Source organism: Streptomyces sp. NPDC050145 (genome assembly GCF_044460245.1).
Lineage (GTDB): Bacteria > Actinomycetota > Actinomycetes > Streptomycetales > Streptomycetaceae > Streptomyces.
In genome coordinates, this window is record NZ_JBITJS010000023.1 from 91,948 (window position 1) to 110,458 (window position 18,511).

General features: G+C 71.8%; 20 protein-coding genes and 1 pseudogene. 13 read left to right on the forward strand and 8 right to left on the reverse strand.

Annotated features, from left to right (window positions below; translation table 11 throughout):
• Positions 1-51 precede the first annotated feature (51 nt).
• The 4 genes from ACIBTU_RS34945 to ACIBTU_RS34960 all read right to left on the reverse strand — a co-directional run bounded on the left by ACIBTU_RS34945 (position 52) and on the right by ACIBTU_RS34960 (position 4,534).
• Entirely contained in the window at positions 52-375 is a 324-nt protein-coding gene (locus ACIBTU_RS34945) for a hypothetical protein (RefSeq protein ID WP_399130717.1), read from the reverse strand.
• Positions 372-1,760, reverse strand: a complete 1,389-nt coding sequence (locus tag ACIBTU_RS34950) for a hypothetical protein (protein ID WP_399130718.1) — start codon at positions 1,758-1,760, stop codon at positions 372-374. Before ACIBTU_RS34950 ends, ACIBTU_RS34945 begins: the two co-directional genes overlap by 4 nt.
• Positions 1,757-2,206, reverse strand: a complete 450-nt coding sequence (locus tag ACIBTU_RS34955) for a hypothetical protein (RefSeq protein WP_399130719.1) — start codon at positions 2,204-2,206, stop codon at positions 1,757-1,759. Before ACIBTU_RS34955 ends, ACIBTU_RS34950 begins: the two co-directional genes overlap by 4 nt.
• Positions 2,207-2,323: 117 nt before the next feature.
• Positions 2,324-4,534, reverse strand: a complete 2,211-nt coding sequence (locus tag ACIBTU_RS34960) for a PIG-L family deacetylase (protein WP_399130720.1) — start codon at positions 4,532-4,534, stop codon at positions 2,324-2,326.
• Positions 4,535-4,928: 394 nt separating this feature from the next.
• Here ACIBTU_RS34960 and ACIBTU_RS34965 point away from each other — a divergent pair, with 394 nt between their 5' ends.
• Positions 4,929-5,606 (forward strand): PepSY domain-containing protein, encoded by a 678-nt coding sequence (locus ACIBTU_RS34965; RefSeq protein WP_399130721.1) that lies wholly within the window; start codon positions 4,929-4,931, stop codon positions 5,604-5,606.
• A gap of 109 nt (positions 5,607-5,715) precedes the next feature.
• On the opposite strand, the gene ACIBTU_RS34970 is transcribed toward ACIBTU_RS34965, so the two are convergent.
• From ACIBTU_RS34970 to ACIBTU_RS34980, 3 genes are all read right to left on the reverse strand, one after another.
• The gene (locus ACIBTU_RS34970) at positions 5,716-6,156 is read right to left on the reverse strand and encodes an SsgA family sporulation/cell division regulator (RefSeq protein WP_399130722.1); all 441 of its coding nucleotides are present in this window, start codon (positions 6,154-6,156) and stop codon (positions 5,716-5,718) included.
• Positions 6,157-6,308: 152 nt separating this feature from the next.
• Positions 6,309-7,061 (reverse strand): hypothetical protein, encoded by a 753-nt coding sequence (locus ACIBTU_RS34975; protein WP_399130723.1) that lies wholly within the window; start codon positions 7,059-7,061, stop codon positions 6,309-6,311.
• Positions 7,062-7,244: 183 nt separating this feature from the next.
• Positions 7,245-8,798 carry an ADP-ribosylglycohydrolase family protein gene (locus tag ACIBTU_RS34980; protein ID WP_399130724.1) on the reverse strand — a complete coding sequence of 518 codons (1,554 nt, stop codon included), beginning with the start codon at positions 8,796-8,798 and terminating at the stop codon, positions 7,245-7,247.
• Between the two features lie 215 nt (positions 8,799-9,013).
• Here ACIBTU_RS34980 and ACIBTU_RS34985 point away from each other — a divergent pair.
• Positions 9,014-10,164: pseudogene (locus tag ACIBTU_RS34985) on the forward strand (FAD-dependent monooxygenase).
• A 21-nt stretch (positions 10,165-10,185) separates the two neighbouring features.
• Here ACIBTU_RS34985 and ACIBTU_RS34990 read toward each other — a convergent pair.
• Positions 10,186-12,426 (reverse strand): MFS transporter, encoded by a 2,241-nt coding sequence (locus tag ACIBTU_RS34990; RefSeq protein WP_399130725.1) that lies wholly within the window; start codon positions 12,424-12,426, stop codon positions 10,186-10,188.
• A gap of 548 nt (positions 12,427-12,974) precedes the next feature.
• Between ACIBTU_RS34990 and rpsJ the strand changes: the two genes are divergently transcribed.
• From rpsJ to rpsQ, 11 genes are read left to right on the forward strand one after another with little or no spacing between them, the layout of a single operon-like run.
• The gene (rpsJ, locus tag ACIBTU_RS34995; RefSeq protein WP_003948644.1) at positions 12,975-13,283 is read left to right on the forward strand and encodes a 30S ribosomal protein S10; all 309 of its coding nucleotides are present in this window, start codon (positions 12,975-12,977) and stop codon (positions 13,281-13,283) included.
• A gap of 15 nt (positions 13,284-13,298) precedes the next feature.
• Positions 13,299-13,943 (forward strand): 50S ribosomal protein L3, encoded by a 645-nt coding sequence (gene rplC, locus ACIBTU_RS35000; protein WP_399130726.1) that lies wholly within the window; start codon positions 13,299-13,301, stop codon positions 13,941-13,943.
• 8 nt (positions 13,944-13,951) lie between these two features.
• A complete protein-coding gene (gene rplD / locus ACIBTU_RS35005; RefSeq protein WP_399130727.1) occupies positions 13,952-14,605 on the forward strand; it encodes a 50S ribosomal protein L4 in 654 nt (217 codons plus the stop codon).
• Positions 14,605-15,024, forward strand: coding sequence for a 50S ribosomal protein L23 (gene rplW, locus ACIBTU_RS35010; RefSeq protein WP_399130728.1), 420 nt, complete (start codon positions 14,605-14,607; stop codon positions 15,022-15,024). The genes rplD and rplW overlap by 1 nt, the downstream gene beginning before the upstream one ends.
• A gap of 39 nt (positions 15,025-15,063) precedes the next feature.
• Positions 15,064-15,900, forward strand: coding sequence for a 50S ribosomal protein L2 (gene rplB / locus ACIBTU_RS35015; RefSeq protein ID WP_161304259.1), 837 nt, complete (start codon positions 15,064-15,066; stop codon positions 15,898-15,900).
• 12 nt (positions 15,901-15,912) lie between these two features.
• Complete coding sequence (rpsS, locus tag ACIBTU_RS35020) at positions 15,913-16,194, forward strand: 30S ribosomal protein S19 (RefSeq protein WP_125514475.1); 282 nt, start codon at positions 15,913-15,915, stop codon at positions 16,192-16,194.
• A 41-nt stretch (positions 16,195-16,235) separates the two neighbouring features.
• Positions 16,236-16,583 (forward strand): 50S ribosomal protein L22, encoded by a 348-nt coding sequence (gene rplV, locus ACIBTU_RS35025; RefSeq protein ID WP_004571827.1) that lies wholly within the window; start codon positions 16,236-16,238, stop codon positions 16,581-16,583.
• On the forward strand, positions 16,583-17,425 hold the full coding sequence (rpsC, locus tag ACIBTU_RS35030; RefSeq protein WP_399130729.1) for a 30S ribosomal protein S3: 843 nt from the start codon (positions 16,583-16,585) through the stop codon (positions 17,423-17,425). Before rplV ends, rpsC begins: the two co-directional genes overlap by 1 nt.
• A 5-nt stretch (positions 17,426-17,430) precedes the next feature.
• Positions 17,431-17,850: a 50S ribosomal protein L16 gene (gene rplP / locus ACIBTU_RS35035; RefSeq protein WP_055553500.1), complete on the forward strand. Its 420-nt coding sequence runs from the start codon at positions 17,431-17,433 to the stop codon at positions 17,848-17,850.
• On the forward strand, positions 17,850-18,074 hold the full coding sequence (gene rpmC, locus ACIBTU_RS35040) for a 50S ribosomal protein L29 (RefSeq protein ID WP_059079052.1): 225 nt from the start codon (positions 17,850-17,852) through the stop codon (positions 18,072-18,074). The genes rplP and rpmC overlap by 1 nt, the downstream gene beginning before the upstream one ends.
• Positions 18,074-18,358, forward strand: coding sequence for a 30S ribosomal protein S17 (rpsQ, locus tag ACIBTU_RS35045; protein WP_111663851.1), 285 nt, complete (start codon positions 18,074-18,076; stop codon positions 18,356-18,358). Before rpmC ends, rpsQ begins: the two co-directional genes overlap by 1 nt.
• Positions 18,359-18,511 lie beyond the last annotated feature (153 nt).

The window sequence follows — 18,511 nt, forward strand, 5'->3', positions numbered from 1 at the left end:
CGGGCCCTTTTGCATGCCCTCCACTGGGTTCTGCCGGGTTCTACCGGGTATCTACTGCGGCACGGTCACCCAGCGCACGACGGCGACCGCCAGGAGCAGCGCGGCGGGCACGATCCAGGGCCAGCGCAGGACCCGGCGCACCGGCGGCAGCAGCCACAGGAGAGCGGCCAGTCCCGCGAAGAAGACCGCGGCGAGGCAGCCCGTCTCGATGCCGCGGTAGGCGTCCTCGTCGCCCGGGTAGCCCGGCCGGATCGTCAGCGCCAGCCAGCAGGCGTACGCCGCCGGCAGGGTCAGCAGCACGAGCGGAACGGCGAGCACCACGCGCAGACAGCCGCGGTCGGCGTCGTCCGGGTGCTGTGGGACGGGGTGGCTCATGGGCGCAGGGCCCTCCTGGCGTTGTCGAGGTTCTCGGCGAAGTCCTTCCCGTATCCCTGGGCCTTCTCGGACTCCCAGTAGGGGCCGCCGTTGTAGCGGGCGGCCAGTTCCTGCTTCTGTGCCGCGGTCATCTCCTCGGGCGGTACGTCCGCGAAGCCGCTCTCTGCCTTCAGCTGGGCCAGGTACTCGGAGGCGATGAAGATGTTCTGCCCCGGGTCCTGGAGGGACTCCTCCACGGTGGCACGCTGCTGGTCGGTCAGGTGCTCCGGGTCGTAGCCGAGGACCTCCGCGCCGCGCCGCACCTGGATGGCGATCGGGCCGAACGAGGTGTTGTCCGGGTCGCCGGCCAGCCGGTCCGGCAGGTTCTCGGGTGCGAGAGGGCTGATCGGCGAGTCGAACTGCTCGCGGACGGTGTCCGTGACGTCGTCGAGGATGCCGGGCTGTCCCGCGACCTCCTTCCACGCGATGCCGGCGACCATGTCCGGAGGGAGCCCGGAGTTGCGGGCGGCCGCGTTGATGTAGTCGCGGTTGGCGTGGAGCCACGCGCCGCGCTCCTGGTCGTTGCCGGGCGGGTCCCAGTAGTTGTCGCGGGCTCCGGGCAGGCCGGCGATCTGGAGGCGGATGTCGCGCAGGGTCGGCGAGACGAGCCGGTCCCCGGCGACGGGGTAGTAGTCCTGCTTGGGCCCGCTGCCGGGGAGGTGGGTGATCGGATTGCTGCTCGCCTCGGCGGCCTCCCTGCGCAGGGCGGGGACGGCGGACGCGAGATCGGTGCGGTCGGTGAAGGTGCGGAACTCGGGGAGCAGGTCGTAGGCCTGCTTGAGCCGGTGCACGCACAGGTCGCGGGCGTCCTTCTCGGTGGTCTTCGCGAGGTGGAAGTCGCCGCCCGCGGAGTCGTGCAGCCGGTTGGCCTCGTCCCGGATGTCGTCCACGTCCATGGTGAGTTCCATGAAGAAGTCGCCGACGCCGGTGGTGGCCCGCATGTCCTCCCACTGCCGCATCGGCTCGGCCTCCTGGGCCTCGCGGGTGACGGCGGTGCCCTTGGTGTGGATGAGGGTGGCCAGCTGCTGCTCGGTGCTTCTGCCGTCGGAGTAGTACGACTTGGCGACCTCGAGCGCGGTCGCGTAGTCGCTGAGCGCGGTGGCCGCCTTGTCGTAGCCGTCGGCGAGCTCCGAGAGGAGCCTGCGGCCGTCCCGGAGCCGGCCCTCGTAGTGGGTGCTGCCCTCGCTCTTCCACTGGGTGTGCTTCTCGGCACGCTCGGCGGAGGGGTCGACCGAGGTGAGCAGGGCGTGCACCCGCCGGAACTCGGCCGCGTTGCGCTCCACGAGCGGCGGGCTGCAGTCCTCCAGGAACTCGACGTCCTCGCGGTGGCTGATGCCGGTGCTCATCGCGCCTCCGGGGAGAGGTAGCTGCCCTGGAGGACCTTCTCCAGGAACCGGCGGGCCGTGTCGTCCTCGATCTTCGTGAAGTCGCTGCCCGCGGTCCTGAGCCGGGTGGAGAGCGCGGTGAACAGGGCGACGGCGTCGAGGTACTGGTCGCCCCCGAAGGAGGCGAAGCGGATCACCTGCGAGGCGACGTCCTCGTGGGCCCGCGGATCGCGGGCCATGGTCGTCAGCTCGGCGTCGGGCCGGCCCTCCTGGAGGTAGCCGGCGATCTCGATGAGCAGGTTGGAATTTCCGTTGATGGACTCGGCCTTGGCGACCAGGGTGCCGGCCGCGGGGCCCGGAGGCCCGGAGCCGCCGGGGTCGACGGGCAGTTGGTTCAACCGCATCCCCGTCGACCTGCGCTCCAGCGCCTCGGCCTTTAACCGGTCCCATTCCTCGTCGAACGACATGCGAATCCCCCTTGCGGCCCGCCCCCGTGACGGACCTTCAGGCGAGCATGTCACTCAGGGATCGGCCGTAGGAACGCGGTTTTCGTCACCGTTTCGCCCCAGGGTGCGCACCGACGGTCACGCTTTCGCCTGGGCCGGTCGCCACAGCCAGGGGCGGGCGTCCGGGGAGAGGCCGGCGAGCGTGGGGCCGTGCGCGTCGGCGGTCAGGGACGGGGTGTCCAGGGTGACCGGGAGGCCGGCGGGGTGGATGCGGCGGCCCTGGTGGAGGAGTCGGACGGAGCCGTCCGTGGCGCGGCCGAGGAGGTAGTCGCCGGTGGCGGTCACCGGGCCGTAGCCGGGGAGGTCGACGGGTGGGGCGCCGGGTGGGCCGCCGGGGGAGAGGAGGCGGTCGGAGGCGGGCGGACGGTAGTAGAGACGGCCGTCCGCCGCGGCTATCGCGTCGGCGGGGGTGGGCAGGCCCGGCAGGGGGGCGGGGCCGTCCGGGGTCCAGTGGTGGACGGTGTCGCGGCCCGGTGCGTAGACGTGGACGCGGCCGTCGGGGCCGACGGTCGCGGTGAGGCCGTCCTGCACGGGGCCGCCGCCGAGGTCCTTCCAGGGCGACCAGGTGCCGGACGTGTCGCGGACGCGGGTGCTGACGCCCTGCCCGGCGTTGCGGACGAAGAGGTGGACGCGGCCGTCGCGGGCGGTGACAGCCACCGGGACGCCGATGCGGCGGCCCCGGTCGGGGTCGGACTCCGGGTTGCCGAGGCCGGTCCAGGTGCCGGCGCCGGCGCCGCGCCGGGCGGGCTCCAGGGCCACGATCTCCCGTACGTCGGGCCCGCCCAGGCCCTCGACCTCGGCCAGCCGCAGGCCGAGGAGCAGGTGGCGGCCGCCGGGGAGCGTGGCGCTGCCGAGCACCGGGGCGAGCGGGCCGCCGCCGAGGTCGACCGGCGCCGCGAAGCCGCCGCCCGGCTCCTCGTCGTAGCGGACCGCGCGCAGGCCGAGGACGCCGTACGCGGTGGCGCGGCCGCCGGGGCCGCGGACGAGGGTGAGGCGCGGGCCGGGATAGCGGTGGTGGGTGGCGCGGACCCAGCCCTTGCGGTTGGTCAGAGGGCGGTCGCCGCCGACGTTGTAGTCCCCGCAGCCGGCCGGGTTGCCGCAGGACCAGCCGGGGGCCGCGCCGTACGGGACGAGGTGGGCGGCCTTCTGGTCGAGCAGGCGCGGCGGGAGGTTCTTGGGCCAGTGGTGGTTGTAGTAGCCGCGGTAGGCGGTGACGACGAACGGGGGCGGGCCGCCCGGCGCGGTCCGGGCCCAGCGGATCAGCGCGGCCCAGCTGAAGGAGGCGACGGCGGTGTGGTCGGCGTGGTCGGAGTAGCCGGGCTGCTCGCTGTCGCGGAGGCGGGTGAGCCGGTCGCTGACCTGGATGTCGGGGTCCGGGTCGAGGGTGTGCACGACGGTCGGCCGGTAGCGCTGGAACAGTTCTACGAGGACGGTGACGACGGAGTCGTGGGTGTACGTCTGGACGGCGCGCAGCGGGGAGCCCTCGGGGACGAGGGTGCGCAGGAGCAGGCCCGGCTCGCGCCAGAGGGACGGGGCGCCCATGTGTCCCGCCGGGGTGTGCATGGCGAGGTTCAGGTGGACCAGCTCGACGCGGCGGCCCCGGTGTTCGAGGACGTCGAGCTCGGCGCGGAAGCCGCTGGGCAGACGTAGGACGCGCTGGTCCCAGGGCGTGAAGAGGGGGAGGCCGAGCTGGGTCGCGTAGGACTGGCGCAGGCCCTGGTGGCGGGCGGCGGAGTATGCGGCCTTGTCGGGGGCGGGGTCGCGGTCGGTCGCCGACTTGTTCCGGCCGTCGGCCTCGCCGGCGGTGACGTAGACGCAGACTAGCGGGGTGCCGGCGGCCAGGGCCTGCTGGGTGTCCGGGTTCATGAAGTACAGGTCGTCGTCGGGGTGGGCGAGGACCTGGAGCAGCAGGGCGCGGTCCGCCTGCGCGGCGGGGCGGCCGGAGGCGGGGGAGGGGACGGAGGCGCGCGGCGGGGGGACGGATGCGCGGGGCGCGCAGGAGGCGAGGGCGGTGGCGGCGGCCAGGGCGGAGGCGCCGAGCAGGAGGTGGCGGCGGGTGGGGGCGGTGGGGGTGAGGGCGGGCTCGGGCTCGGCGCCGGGCGTGGGCTGGAGGGCGGGTGTGGGCTCGGGGCTGGGTGTGGGGTGGTGGAGGCCGGGTGCGGGCTGCAGGCCGGGTGTGGGCTCGGGCTGGGCGCCGGGTGCGGGCACGGGGCCGGAGGTGGGCTCCAGGCCCGGGGTGGGTTCCAGGGCCCGGGTGGGGTCGAGGCCCGGGGTGGATATAGGGCGCATTTCGGGCCGCGTAGGGCGCGGTATCGCAGGTCTCTTCCGCATGGTGGCGCTCACTCCGTCCGCTGCGAGGCGGCGCGGCGGTGTCGGTGGAGCGCGCCTCTGTTCAGGTTGGTTCACCTGGGTAGAGGCTCGGCAGGGGGAGTGGGTTCCATGCGCGTACATGTTCCGTTCACCCGGACGGGCGGCGGCCGGAGGGGACACGGACGGACCAGTGCCGGGATGCCGGGGCCGGGGCGGGCTGCGACGATCGGGGGGTCCGTGCCGTGCGTCACGTGCGGGGCCGCCGGGACGGCGGTGGGCAGACGTCTCGATGTGGGGGGTGGACCCGAGCGCCGGAGCGAGAGAGTTCCCCGGTGCCCCCAGCCCGAAAGGCCTGCCCATGCACTCTGCACCCGTGAAGCGGAGCAACCGCCTCGCCCGAGGGCGTGCCGTCGGCGTCCTGTGCGCCGTCGCCGCGTCGCTCTCCCTGCTGAGCGCCTGCTCGTCGGACGACGGGGACGACACCTCATCGGGCACGAAGCAGGCGGACCGCGCGGCCGAGCAGGCGGCTGCGACCGCTTCCGCTTCCGCCTCGCCGAGGCTGAGTGAGGATCAGGCCGAGCGCAAGAAGCTGATCACCGCGACGAAGGTCGACTGGGACAAGGCGGCCATGACCGCCGAGAAGGAGGTCTCCGGCAGCAAGCTCCTGGAGATCGAACTCGGCGACGACGACCAGGGCGATCCGGAGTGGGACGCGGAAGTCGTCGCGACGGACGGCACGAGCACCGACGTGCGGATCGACGCCGTCACCGGCAAGGTCACGCGGTCCCAGAAGGATGACGACCAGGACGCGGGCGACAAGAAGGAGAACACGGACAGGCTCGCGGCGGCCAAGGTGACGTCGATGAAGGCGGCCGAGACGGCCACGGACCGGAAGAAGGGCACGGTCACGTCGGTCGGCCTCGACGAGTCCGACGGCGGGCCGACGGTCTGGTCGGTGGACGTGGTCACCCCGGCGACGTGGGTCAAGACCTCGTTCGACATCGACGCGGGCAGCGGCAAGGTGCTGCACGAGAACATCGACCGGGACTGAGCCGTCGTGAAGCGGGGCCGGGTCCCTCGGCCCCGCCGGTCATCGCCGGCCGGTCATACGTCGCCGGTCATACGTCGCCGGTCATGCGTGGTCGGTGATGCATGGTCGGTCATGCGGGGCCGTCGCCCAGGATGCGGGCGAGTTCCCGGTCGAGGGCCATCTCGGTCGGCTCGGTGCCGAAGGGCTGGAGCGCGTGGCTGCGCTCCAGGTACGTCATGAGGGCCGCATGGCCGAGCCGGATCAGGGTCGCGGCACCCTTCTCCTGCACGCGGATCGTCACATGGGCCGGTTTCTCGGGCTCCCGCCCGGGCAGCACCGATACGGCTCCGATGCCGACCGCGCCGCCTAACCCCGCCGTCAGCAGGTCGCGGGAGATCTCCCAACGGGAGCTCGCCCTCGACCTCGTGACGGCGTCGGGCGACACCGTCACCGTCACGACGAACGGGTCGTCGGCGTCGTACCGCAGCAGCACGGCACAGGGGTGCAGTTCGTCGTCCTGCGTGATCGATCCGCTCGTCCACGCCTCCAGGCCCGCGCCGGTCCTGCTCATCTCGGGGATCATCGGGTCCACGCCCTCTCGCACATGCATTTGTAGTCGCGCCATCGCAGAACGCAATTGACGCGAAGTCAGTACGGATGGCATATGCCGAATGCGCACATCTCCTATGGAATCTTCACGAGATACTCACCGATGGTGAGCGGTCAGTCGCCGTCGACGATCTGGAACAGGTAGATCAGCTGGCTGTTGTCGTCCGGCATGGCGTTGATGTCGTCCGACGGCACGTCGGTGCGGAAGTAGAACTGCGGGGCCTTCGGGCCGCCGAGGGCGTTCTTCTCCTGCAGGTCCATGAGGTGCTTGACGAACGTGTTCGCGTCCGGGGTCTTGGTGCCCAGGTCCCGCGCGAGCTGCCCGCCGACGACGATCTTCAGGTGCGTGTCGTCGGTCAGTACGTCCGTGGCGGCGCCGGTCGCGCTGCTGGGCGTGAACGTGGGGCCGTCGCCGTCGCACTGGTACGAGCCGAGGACGAGGCCGAGCATGGTCGGGCTCTCGCCTCCCGCGCTGACCGACTCGATCGCGCCGTACGGGCCCTGGCCGTCGTGGTCGCAGACCGAACCGGTCGGCGGGGTCTGGCGGTCGGCGAGGTCCCAGCCGCCGTTCCCGGCGTCCCCGGGGCCGCCCGAGATCGTGGGGTCGGGCGAGGACGGTGGCGTCGTCGAGGCCGGTGTCGACGGGGAGTCCGGGGTCGACGGCGGTGTCGACTGCGCGGTCGTGGGGGACGCGCTCGTGGGACCGTCGGCCGATCCCTCCGAGTCGCTCGGGCCGCAGGCCGTCAGGGCCAGTGCCGCGGCGGCGGCCACCCCCAGGACGTACAGCTTCCTGCTCGTCTTCCTGCTCGTGTTCCTGCTCGGCTTCGTGCTCGTCTTCTTGCTCGTTCGGTTCGCTTCGGCGCGCATGGTCGGACCCCCGTGGTCGGTGTGTGCGGTGCGAGGGGATCGTGCCCGGGGAGGCAGTCGTTCCGTACGTGCCGGGGCGGATCGTTACGGCTTGCGGACATCGGTGTGGCCATCCCGTGGTGGGCCGGGGCGGGGGGCGGCTGCTGGGCCGCCTGTTGCCCGGCGACGAGAGACCGGCCCCCCTCAGCGACGGTCCCAGACCCCGCTCAGCGCCCGCACCCGCTCCCCGTACTCAACGGCCTCCGTCCACTCCCGCGGCCAGCGGTCCGCCCCGCGCCCCGCCCCCGCGAAGGCCCCGGCCAGCGCGGCCGTCGCCGCCGAGGCCCCCGACGTGTGCGCGGCGCGGCGGATCGCGTGGCGGGGATGCGCGTCGGTGACGAGGAAGGCGTAGAGCGCGCCGGCGAGGACGGTGTCGGCCGTCCAGGCACCGCCGACGGCCCGCGCCGGCTCCCGGTCCCGGTCCGCCGGGGCCAGTGCCGCGCCCACCGCGTCCAGCGCCACGAGGCACTCGTCCCACCCGCGCTCGGCGTACCCGGCCGGGCTGTCCGCCCCCGCGCGCTCGGCCAGGTCGCCGAGCCAGTCAGCCCGGTACGTCCGGCGGGACGCGGCCGCGTGGGCGCGCAGCCGGTCCAGGAGGGCGCCCGGTTCGCAGCCGTGGGCCAGGAGGTGCACCGCATGCGCCGCCAGATCGCTCGCGGCGAGCGCGGTCGGGTGGCCGTGCGTGAGCGCGGCCTGCGCCTGCGCGACGCCCGAGCGCTGCTCGCCGCTCAGATACGGGGCGAGACCGACGGCCGCGGCCCGCACCACGGCCCCGCAGCCCTTCGACTCCAGGGCGGCCGCCGCCTGCCAGGGCGTTCCCGGGTCGCGCAGCGCCGTACAGGCGTCGACGGTGCTGCGGCCGGGATCGCGGTCGTTGTCGGGGGAGGCGAGCCAGCGCACCAGACGGTCGCGCAGCGCGGTGGTGATCGCGGGCGGCGTCACCCACGGCGGTGCGGGCAGCGCCCCGCGCGTGGTGAGGCTGTGCCTGGCCTCGGCCTCTGTCTGGGGCGGGCGGACGGCGGTCTCGGCGAGGGCCTCGGCGACGGCGAGCGCCAGTTGGGTCTGGTCCGACACCCGGGCCCGCGGCACCGCGGCCTGCCGGGGATCGCCGGGCACCCCCGACTCGCCCTCGAACCAAGGGAGTTCCATCGCGGCCCACTCGCCGTACGTGGACCGGATGCCGTCCAAGGGGAGCGTGGAGAGCGGGCGGCCCATCGCGTCGCCGAGGGCGAGCCCGTACAGGGAGCCCGCGGCGGCGTCCCGCACCTGGCCGCGCGGGACGTCCGCCAGCGCGTACAGGGCGTCGAGGTGCGGCGCCCAGGCGAGCGAGCTGCCGACCACGTGGGCCCCGGAGGGCGTGGCGCCGTCGTCGAGCAGGCGGCGCAGGGCCTCGTCCGGGGTGCGGCCCGCGGCCTTGGAGTCGCGCAGTCGCAGCGCCCAGGTCCCGTCGCCGGCGGCCTTCTCTCCGGCGTCCCGGCGTACGATCCAGCCCGCCGCGTCGTCCGCGTCGTTCGCCCACACGTACCCGGTGACCGTGCCCTGCCCGTCGGCCACGGCGCCGTACCGCACGGGCCGCTCGGTGCGGGACGCGTACCGCGCGGGGCCGCCCACCTCGTTGAACCGCAGGTCTTCATCGAACCGCGGATTGATGTACGCGCGCGGCACGAAACGCGGGCCCGGACCGGCCGGCTGACTCACGACGATGTTCCCCTCTGACGGTCTGACGGAGCGCTTTGATCTGGGCCTCCATCCCATCACGCGGCCCCGCGTGGAGAACCTGTGCCGATCGTGCGGGAGTTGCCCGCAGACCGCCCCGCGGGCCTGATTAACATGCCGCGTCACAGACCGGCGAGGTCCGACCGACCGTCAGTCCCCGTCCGCGTCACGGCACTTGACCCCAGGAGTCACCCGGCATGACGGCAGCACCCGCACCAGCGACCGCCCTCCGCGTCCTGATCCACGGCGGCGGCATCGGCGGCCTCACCCTCGCCACGGCCCTGCCCGCCGCGGCCACACCGTCGAGGTCGCGGAACTGCGCGAGGAGCTCGACGCGCTCGGCGTCGGCATCATCCAGCCGTCCAACGCCCTGCACGTCATGCGCGAGATCGGCGTCCTCGACGCGTGCCTCGCGGCCGGCTTCGTGTGGGACACCCTGACCATCGCCGACCCGGCCGGGACCACGCTCGCCGCGATACCCCAGCCCCGCATGGCCGACGCCCCCGCCGCCAACGGCATCCCCCGCCCCGCCCTCGCCCGGATCCTCGCCGACGCGGCCCGCGCCGCCGGGGCGCACCTCCGGCTCGGCACGACCATCACCGAGCTGAAGGACGACGGCACCGGTGTCGACGTCACCCTCTCCGACGGCAGCACGGCCCGCCACGACCTCGTCGTCGGCTTCGACGGCATCGGCTCCCCGCTGCGCACCCGGCTCTACGGGGACACGTACACCCCCGAGTACACGGGCTTCGCCAACTGGCGGGTCACCGTGCCGCGCCCGCCCGAGGTGCGCGGCGTCGTGATGGGCACGGCCGGACCGGAGGCGAAGGCGCTGCTCACCCCGATCACCGGCGAACTCATGTACCTGGGCGCGGTGTTCGCCGAGCGGGAGGACTTCCGGCCGGACCCGGAGCGCGCCCACGAGCAGCTCGCCGAGCGCCTCAGGATGTTCGGCGGACCGGTCGCCGACGCGCTCGCCGCCGTCGCCGACCCGTCGGCGGTCGTGTACTCGCGGATCTCCCAGGTGACCGTCGAGGAGCCCTGGCACGTGGGCCGCGTCGTCCTCGCCGGAGACGCCGCGCACGCCTCCACCCCGCACCTCGCGCAGGGCGCGGCCATGGCGGTCGAGGACGCGCTGGTGCTCGCCGAGGCGCTGGACGCCGAGCCCGGAGTGCCCGAGGCGCTCACCGCCTGGGAGGCCCGGCGCCGCCCGCGCGCCCTGTGGGTGCAGGCCCTGTCCCGCGCGGTGCTGCGCCAGGAGACCGGCACCCCGACCACTCCGGAGGAGGACGAACTCCTCAAGGTCGGCGTCCCGGGCGCCGCCCACGTCCTGGCGAAGCCCTACTAGGCCGCCCCCGGAGAAAAGCGGTCAGGCCGCCGGCGTCAGGGCGACGATCGCGATGTCGTCGCCCAGATGGTGCGTCCAGTTCCGCACCTCGTCCGCGAGCCGCCCGACCAGCGCGTCGGGCGGTCCGTCCGCCCCGTCGGCCAGCCGGTCGATCAGCGGGTAGAACTCGCCGCTCGCGTTCCGCGCCTCGCTCAGCCCGTCCGTGTAGGCGACCAGCGTCGTCGTGTCGTCCAGCGAGACCCGGTGGGCGTCGACGGCGCCGAGCGTGCCGAAGCCGAGCGGCAGGTGTACGGGTCCCTCGATCTCCTCGGCGCGCGAGCGGCCCACGGCGACCGGCCCAGGGTGACCGCAGTTGATCACTTCCAGGTGCGGTGTCCCGGCCCCGTGCTGGATCAGCAGCGCGGTCGCGAACAGCTCCTCGTCCCCGCGCGCCTCGGCCGCCCGCAGCACCTGCCGGTCGAGCCGCGCCGCGAGCTCCCCGAGGTCCTCGGTCTCGTAGGCCTGACTGCGGAAACAGCCCAGCAGGTCCGTCACCGTCTGCACCGCCTGGAGTCCCTTGCCGCGCACGTCGCCGATGAGCACGCGGGTGCCGTACGGGGTGTGCAGGGCCTCCAGGAAGTCGCCGCCGATGCCGGTGTCGGCGGTCGCCGGTTCGTACAGGCCCGCGAGGCGCAGCCGGCCGAGGGTGCCCGGGATCGGGTGCAGCACCGCGCGCAGCAGCGCGCCCGCCGTCTCCTGGGAGCGGGTGAGCCGCTCCGTGAGCCGGCCCCGCGACCAGGCGATGCCACCGGCCGCCGCGCCCACGCCGAGCGCGACGAGCATCTCCACGGACTGGTCGGTCTGCGCCTTCGCCACCAGGTACTGCAGGACGGACGTCGAGGCCACGACGAGCGCGACCACGGGCCGGCCGAGCAGCAGCGAGGCCGCGGCGACCACGATCGTGGCGATCCAGAGCATCTGACCCGCGGTGTCCGCCGCCTCGGCGGGAGCGGCGCCCACGCTGTACGGCATCGTCTGCGCCGCGGCCGCGCCGAACAGGATCGCGCCCGGCAGCAGCGCGATCGTGCCGCCGAGGTCGGTGTGCGGGACCGCGGTGAGGAAGCCCGCCATGCGCGGGGCCAGCGCCAGCATGATGCCGAACCCGATCACGGCGACGACGACGCAGCCGCTGAGCAGCGAGGCCCCGCCGTGGCTCAGCAGCGTGTGCAGCAGCGCGAGCCCGATCGCGGCGAGCGGCAGCCCCAGGGAGCAGCCGGCCACGGGGGAGAGGGCGCGGCGCCGGACGACCAGCAGGCTGCCCGCGGCGCCGCCGGCCCCGAACAGCGAGAGCGCGAGCGCGCCCGCCGCCGGCGAACCGCCCGAGGCGATCATCAGCGTCGGCACGGCCACCGCGAGCACGGTCTGGGTGAAGCCCAGGGTGACCCCGGCGACCAGCACCGGGACCCCGAGCCGCGCGGGCAGCGAGGTGCGCCCGTTGCGGGTCAGGGCACGCAGCCGGGCACCCACCCCCACGACCACGGCCGCGCCCAGCACCCCGCCCACCCGCGGATCGGCCCAGCCCCACAGCGGCGCGAGCTGCAGCCCGGCCGCCGCCAGCGCCCCGGCCACGGCCCAACAGCCGGTCGTCACCGGGTCGTTGAGCGGCCCCCGCGCCTCGGGCCGCCCGTCGTCGGGCAGCCGATGCCGTACGAGGAGCAGCGCGCCGGTGGCCGCGACGGCGAGCGCCGCCATCGCCGGGCGCCAGCCGGCCAGCGAGAGGAGGCGCGGCGCGACGTTCACGGCGACGACGAACCCCGCGGACATGGCCGCGAGCCAGCACCCGGTCACCCGGCGCACCCGCCCCGGCATGTAGACGCCGGCGAGACAGGCGAGGCAGGCCACGAACACGGCGGCGAGCGCGGCGGCCATGACGATCCGGGCCGGCACGTACACCCACCCGCTGAAGGAGACCGCGAGCAGCGCGCAGGCCGCGGACAGCACGGCCAGCGCTCGGAGCAGCACCCGGCGCCGGCCCGCGACGTCGCAGGCCCGCCCGGCCGCGACCAGGGTGAGCAGCGTGACGGAGACCCCGACCACCCGCGCGACGGCCTCGTGCTCGGGGCCGAGCCCGAGATCGGCCCGTACGAGCGGCGCGGCGGCCGCGTCGAGCACCGGCGCGATGACGTAGAACGCGGCGACGGAGGCCAGCAGGAGCCCCGGCACCCGCAGGCGTTCACCCTTGCTCCGGGCCACGGCACCCGTCCCCTGGGCGTGGTCGAACACTCGGGCCTCCCTGGCAGTCCCCCCGTGGACAACTCCGACCACCAGGGTCCCGGGCGCAGGAGTGCCGGGTAAGTGCTGAAAGTCCTACTTATTCCGAGGGGCGGTTCTCGCTGGGCGCGCCGTCGTGCCGGGGGCAGTTTGACCTCGGTCACACACCGGGTACTCTCTACGGCTCGATTGGCCCCGGAGGTGCCCCGTATGGCAGACTGTCGGGGTTGCTCGGTTGAGTGCCGATGCTGCGCGCCTCCCGCCGGGAGGACCGGAAGCGAGTCCCACAGTACTCGTCGCCTTATCTGCCGCCTGCGGCAGCGCTGGGGCGGACGTACGGGAATCTTCCGGGAAGCTCAGCGCGGAGCTCCACCAGGCGCCTGGTGGGTTTCTTCCTTCCAGCTCGTGCGGCCCTGGGCCGCGGTTCCTGTAGCAGGGATGTCCGTACGGATATTTCTGTCAGCGACACCGCGACACGCCCGACCGCGTGGGTCGGAGGAAGTGTGAAACAAGGCCCCCAGGAGCCAGAGCGTTTCGAGACAAAGGACTACTAAGTAGCCATGGCGGGACAGAAGATCCGCATCCGGCTCAAGGCCTACGACCACGAGGTCATCGACTCCTCGGCGAAGAAGATCGTCGAGACGGTGACGCGTACTGGTGCGTCGGTCGCGGGCCCGGTGCCGCTGCCTACCGAGAAGAACGTGTACTGCGTCATCAAGTCGCCGCACAAGTACAAGGACTCTCGCGAGCACTTCGAGATGCGCACGCACAAGCGCCTGATCGACATCCTCGACCCGACCCCCAAGACCGTTGACTCTCTGATGCGACTCGACCTCCCGGCCGGTGTCGACATCGAGATCAAGCTCTAAGGGCGGTTGATCTAGATGACCAAGCAGATCAAGGGCATTCTGGGCGAGAAGCTCGGCATGACGCAGGTGTGGGACGAGAACAACCGTGTTGTTCCGGTCACCGTCGTCAAGGCCGGCCCGAACGTCGTGACCCAGGTCCGTACGAACGACGTCGACGGCTACGAGTCGGTCCAGATCGCCTTCGGCGAGATCGACCCGCGCAAGGTGAACAAGCCCCTCAAGGGTCACTTCGCCAAGGCCGACGTCACCCCCCGTCGTCACCTCGTCGAGATCCGTACCGCTGACGCCAGCGAGTACACCCTCGGCCAGGAGATCACCGCCGAGACCTTCGAGGCCGGCGTCAAGGTCGACGTCACCGGCAAGAGCAAGGGCAAGGGCTTCGCCGGTGTCATGAAGCGTCACAACTTCGCCGGTGGCAAGGCATCTCACGGTGCCCACCGCGTGCACCGCAAGCCGGGCTCGATCGGTGGCTGCGCCACCCCCGGCCGTGTGTTCAAGGGCCTCCGCATGGCGGGCCGTATGGGCAACGAGCGGGTCACCACCCAGAACCTGACCGTCCACGCCGTTGACGCGGAGAAGGGTCTGCTGCTCATCAAGGGCGCGGTTCCCGGTCCGAACGGCGGCCTCGTCCTGGTCCGCACCGCGGCCAAGGGGGCCTGAGGTAACCGATGAGCACTGTTGACATCCTTTCGCCGGCTGGCGACAAGGCCGGGTCCGTCGAGCTCCCCGCGGAGATCTTCGACGTAGAGAAGATCAGCGTTCCGCTGCTCCACCAGGTCGTCGTCGCTCAGCTGGCCGCTGCCCGCCAGGGCACGCACAAGACCAAGACCCGTGGCGAAGTCCGTGGTGGCGGCAAGAAGCCGTACCGCCAGAAGGGCACCGGCCGCGCCCGTCAGGGCTCGACCCGCGCCCCGCAGTTCGCCGGTGGTGGCGTCGTGCACGGTCCCGTGCCGCGTGACTACTCGCAGCGGACCCCGAAGAAGATGAAGGCTGCCGCGCTGCGTCACGCCCTCACCGACCGGGCCCGCAACGCTCGCATCCACGTCGTCTCCGGCGTGGTCGAGGGCGAGGTCTCCACGAAGGCCGCGAAGACGCTGCTCGGCAAGATCTCGGAGCGCAAGCACGTGCTCCTGGTCGCCGAGCGCGCCGACGAGACCGCGTGGCTCTCCGCCCGCAACCTGCCCCAGGTCCACATCCTGGAGCCGGGCCAGCTGAACACGTACGACGTTCTCGTCTCGGACGACGTGGTCTTCACCCAGGCCGCTTTCGAGTCCTTCGTGTCTGGCCCCAAGGCCGCTGACACCGAAGGGAGCGAAGCCTGATGGCTACGCGTCACCCGAGCATCGCCTCGAAGGCCGCCAAGGCCGCCAAGGCCGCGCGCGTCGCCAAGGCGAAGCGCATCGCCACCGAGGGCAAGATCGCTGTCGAGCCCGCGCCGCTGAGCAAGAGCTTCACGGACCCCCGTGACATTCTCGTTCGTCCGGTCGTCTCGGAGAAGTCGTACGCCCTGCTCGACGAGAACAAGTACACGTTCATCGTCGACCCGCGTGCCAACAAGACCCAGATCAAGCAGGCCGTCGAGGCGGTCTTCTCGGTCAAGGTCTCCGGGGTCAACACGATCAACCGTCAGGGCAAGCGCAAGCGCACCAAGACGGGCTTCGGCAAGCGTGCTGACAGCAAGCGCGCGATCGTGACCCTCGCTGAGGGCGACCGTATCGACATCTTCGGCCAGGCCTCCTAACGGAGCGCCCTGGTCCGAATATCGGACGAGGACTGAGAAATGGGAATCCGCAAGTACAAGCCGACTACGCCGGGCCGTCGTGGCTCCAGCGTCGCCGACTTCGTCGAGGTCACGCGGTCCACGCCGGAGAAGTCGCTGGTCCGCCCCCTGCACAGCAAGGGCGGCCGTAACAACTCCGGTCGCGTGACGGTCCGCCACCAGGGTGGTGGCCACAAGCGCGCCTACCGCGTGATCGACTTCCGTCGTCACGACAAGGACGGCGTGCCGGCGAAGGTCGCTCACATCGAGTACGACCCCAACCGCACCGCGCGTATCGCTCTTCTGCACTACGCGGACGGCGAGAAGCGCTACATCCTGGCCCCCCGTGGGCTCGCCCAGGGTGCCGTGGTCGAGAACGGCCCGGCGGCCGACATCAAGCCCGGCAACAACCTGGCGCTCCGCAACATCCCGGTCGGTACCACGATCCACGCGATCGAGCTCCGTCCCGGTGGTGGCGCCAAGTTCGCCCGCTCCGCGGGTGCCTCCGTGCAGCTGCTCGCGAAGGAGGGCTCGATGGCCCACCTCCGCATGCCCTCCGGTGAGATCCGCCTGGTCGACGTGCGCTGCCGCGCCACCGTCGGCGAGGTCGGCAACGCCGAGCAGTCGAACATCAACTGGGGCAAGGCCGGCCGCATGCGCTGGAAGGGCGTCCGCCCGACCGTGCGTGGTGTCGTGATGAACCCGGTCGACCACCCGCACGGTGGTGGTGAAGGCAAGACCTCCGGTGGTCGTCACCCGGTCTCGCCGTGGGGCAAGAAGGAGGGTCGTACTCGTGATCGCAACAAGGCGAGCAACAAGTACATCGTCCGCCGCCGCAAGTCGAACAAGAAGCGCTAGGAGCGGGTTTAGATGCCGCGCAGTCTCAAGAAGGGGCCCTTCGTCGACGACCACCTTGTGAAGAAGGTGGACGTCCAGAACGAAGCAGGCACCAAGAACGTCATCAAGACCTGGTCCCGGCGCTCGATGATCATCCCCAGCATGCTGGGGCACACGATCGCGGTGCACAACGGCAAGACCCACATCCCGGTGTTCGTCACCGAGTCGATGGTCGGCCACAAGCTCGGTGAGTTTTCGCCGACCCGCACCTTCCGCGGCCACGTCAAGGACGACCGCAAGTCGAAGCGCCGCTAAGCGGGGTGTGAACGACTATGACGAACATTGAAGGGACAACCATGGAAGCCAGGGCCCAGGCGCGGTACATCCGCGTCACGCCCATGAAGGCCCGCCGCGTGGTGGACCTCATCCGTGGCATGGACGCCACGGAGGCTCAGGCGGTCCTGCGTTTCGCCCCGCAGGCCGCGAGCGTGCCGGTCGGCAAGGTGCTGGACAGCGCCATTGCCAACGCCGCGCACAACTACGACCACACCGACGCCTCTTCGCTGGTCATCAGCGAGGCGTACGTGGATGAGGGCCCGACCCTGAAGCGGTTCCGTCCGCGTGCCCAGGGCCGTGCCTACCGGATCCGTAAGCGGACCAGCCACATCACCGTGGTCGTCAGCAGCAAGGAAGGAACCCGGTAATGGGCCAGAAGGTAAACCCGCACGGGTTCCGGCTCGGTGTCACGACCGACTTCAAGTCGCGTTGGTACGCCGACAAGCTGTACAAGGACTACGTCAAGGAAGACGTCGCCATCCGTCGGATGATGACGTCCGGCATGGAGCGCGCCGGCATCTCGAAGGTTGAGATCGAGCGCACCCGTGACCGCGTGCGTGTGGACATCCACACCGCTCGTCCCGGCATCGTCATCGGCCGCCGTGGCGCCGAGGCCGACCGCATCCGCGGTGACCTCGAGAAGCTCACGGGCAAGCAGGTCCAGCTGAACATCCTCGAGGTCAAGAACCCCGAGGTCGACGCTCAGCTCGTGGCCCAGGCCGTGGCGGAGCAGCTGTCCTCCCGCGTCTCCTTCCGTCGCGCCATGCGTAAGAGCATGCAGTCGTCGATGAAGGCCGGCGCCAAGGGCATCAAGATCCAGTGTGGCGGTCGTCTCGGCGGTGCCGAGATGTCCCGTTCGGAGTTCTACCGCGAGGGCCGCGTGCCCCTGCACACGCTCCGCGCCAACGTGGACTACGGCTTCTTCGAGGCCAAGACGACCTTCGGCCGCATCGGCGTGAAGGTCTGGATCTACAAGGGCGATGTCAAGAACATCGCCGAGGTCCGCGCCGAGAACGCCGCTGCCCGTGCCGGCAACCGCCCGGCCCGTGGTGGCAACGACCGCCCGGCCGGCCGTGGTGGCCGCGGTGGCGAGCGTGGCGGTCGCGGTCGTAAGCCGCAGCAGCAGTCCGCGCCGGCTGCCGAGGCCCCCAAGGCCGACGCTCCCGCCGCTGCCGCTCCGGCTGCCGAGAGCACCGGAACGGAGGCCTGACCGAAATGCTGATCCCCCGTAGGGTCAAGCACCGCAAGCAGCACCACCCGAAGCGCAGCGGTATGTCCAAGGGTGGCACGCAGGTTGCGTTCGGCGAGTACGGCATCCAGGCGCTCACCCCGGCCTACGTGACGAACCGTCAGATCGAGGCCGCTCGTATCGCCATGACGCGTCACATCAAGCGTGGCGGCAAGGTCTGGATCAACATTTACCCGGACCGTCCCCTCACCAAGAAGCCTGCCGAGACCCGCATGGGTTCCGGTAAGGGTTCGCCGGAGTGGTGGATCGCCAACGTCAAGCCCGGACGCGTCATGTTCGAGCTGTCGTACCCCAACGAGAAGATCGCGCGTGAAGCTCTGACTCGTGCGGCCCACAAGCTGCCGATGAAGTGCAAGATCGTTAAGCGCGAAGCAGGTGAGGCGTGATGTCGGCCGGGACCAAGGCGTCCGAGCTGCGCGAGCTGGGCAACGAGGAGCTTCTCAACAAGCTCCGCGAGGCCAAGGAAGAGCTGTTCAACCTCCGCTTCCAGGCGGCGACCGGTCAGCTCGAGAACCACGGCCGGCTCAAGGCCGTCCGCAAGGACATCGCGCGGATCTACACCCTCATGCGTGAGCGCGAGCTGGGCATCGAGACGGTGGAGAACGCCTGATGAGCGAGAAGACTGTGACTGAAGAGACCGCCGCCCGCGGCTTCCGCAAGACCCGTGAGGGTCTTGTCGTCAGCGACAAGATGGACAAGACCGTCGTCGTCGCCGTCGAGGACCGCGTCAAGCACGCCCTGTACGGCAAGGTCATCCGCCGTACGAACAAGCTCAAGGCGCACGACGAGCAGAACGCCGCGGGTGTCGGCGACCGTGTCCTCCTCATGGAGACCCGGCCGCTGTCCGCGACGAAGCGCTGGCGCGTCGTCGAGATCCTGGAGAAGGCGAAGTAATCAAGCGGGAGCACTCGCTCCCGCTGCCCCTCGCCCCGTCGGTTTCTTTCGGGGCGCGGGTCTTCCACCAGGACAGTAAGTAATTCCTGCGGGCAACCCCGCAGGACAGTTCCGCCAGGCTCGGTGGGGGATTCCTCCGGGACCCCCCCACCG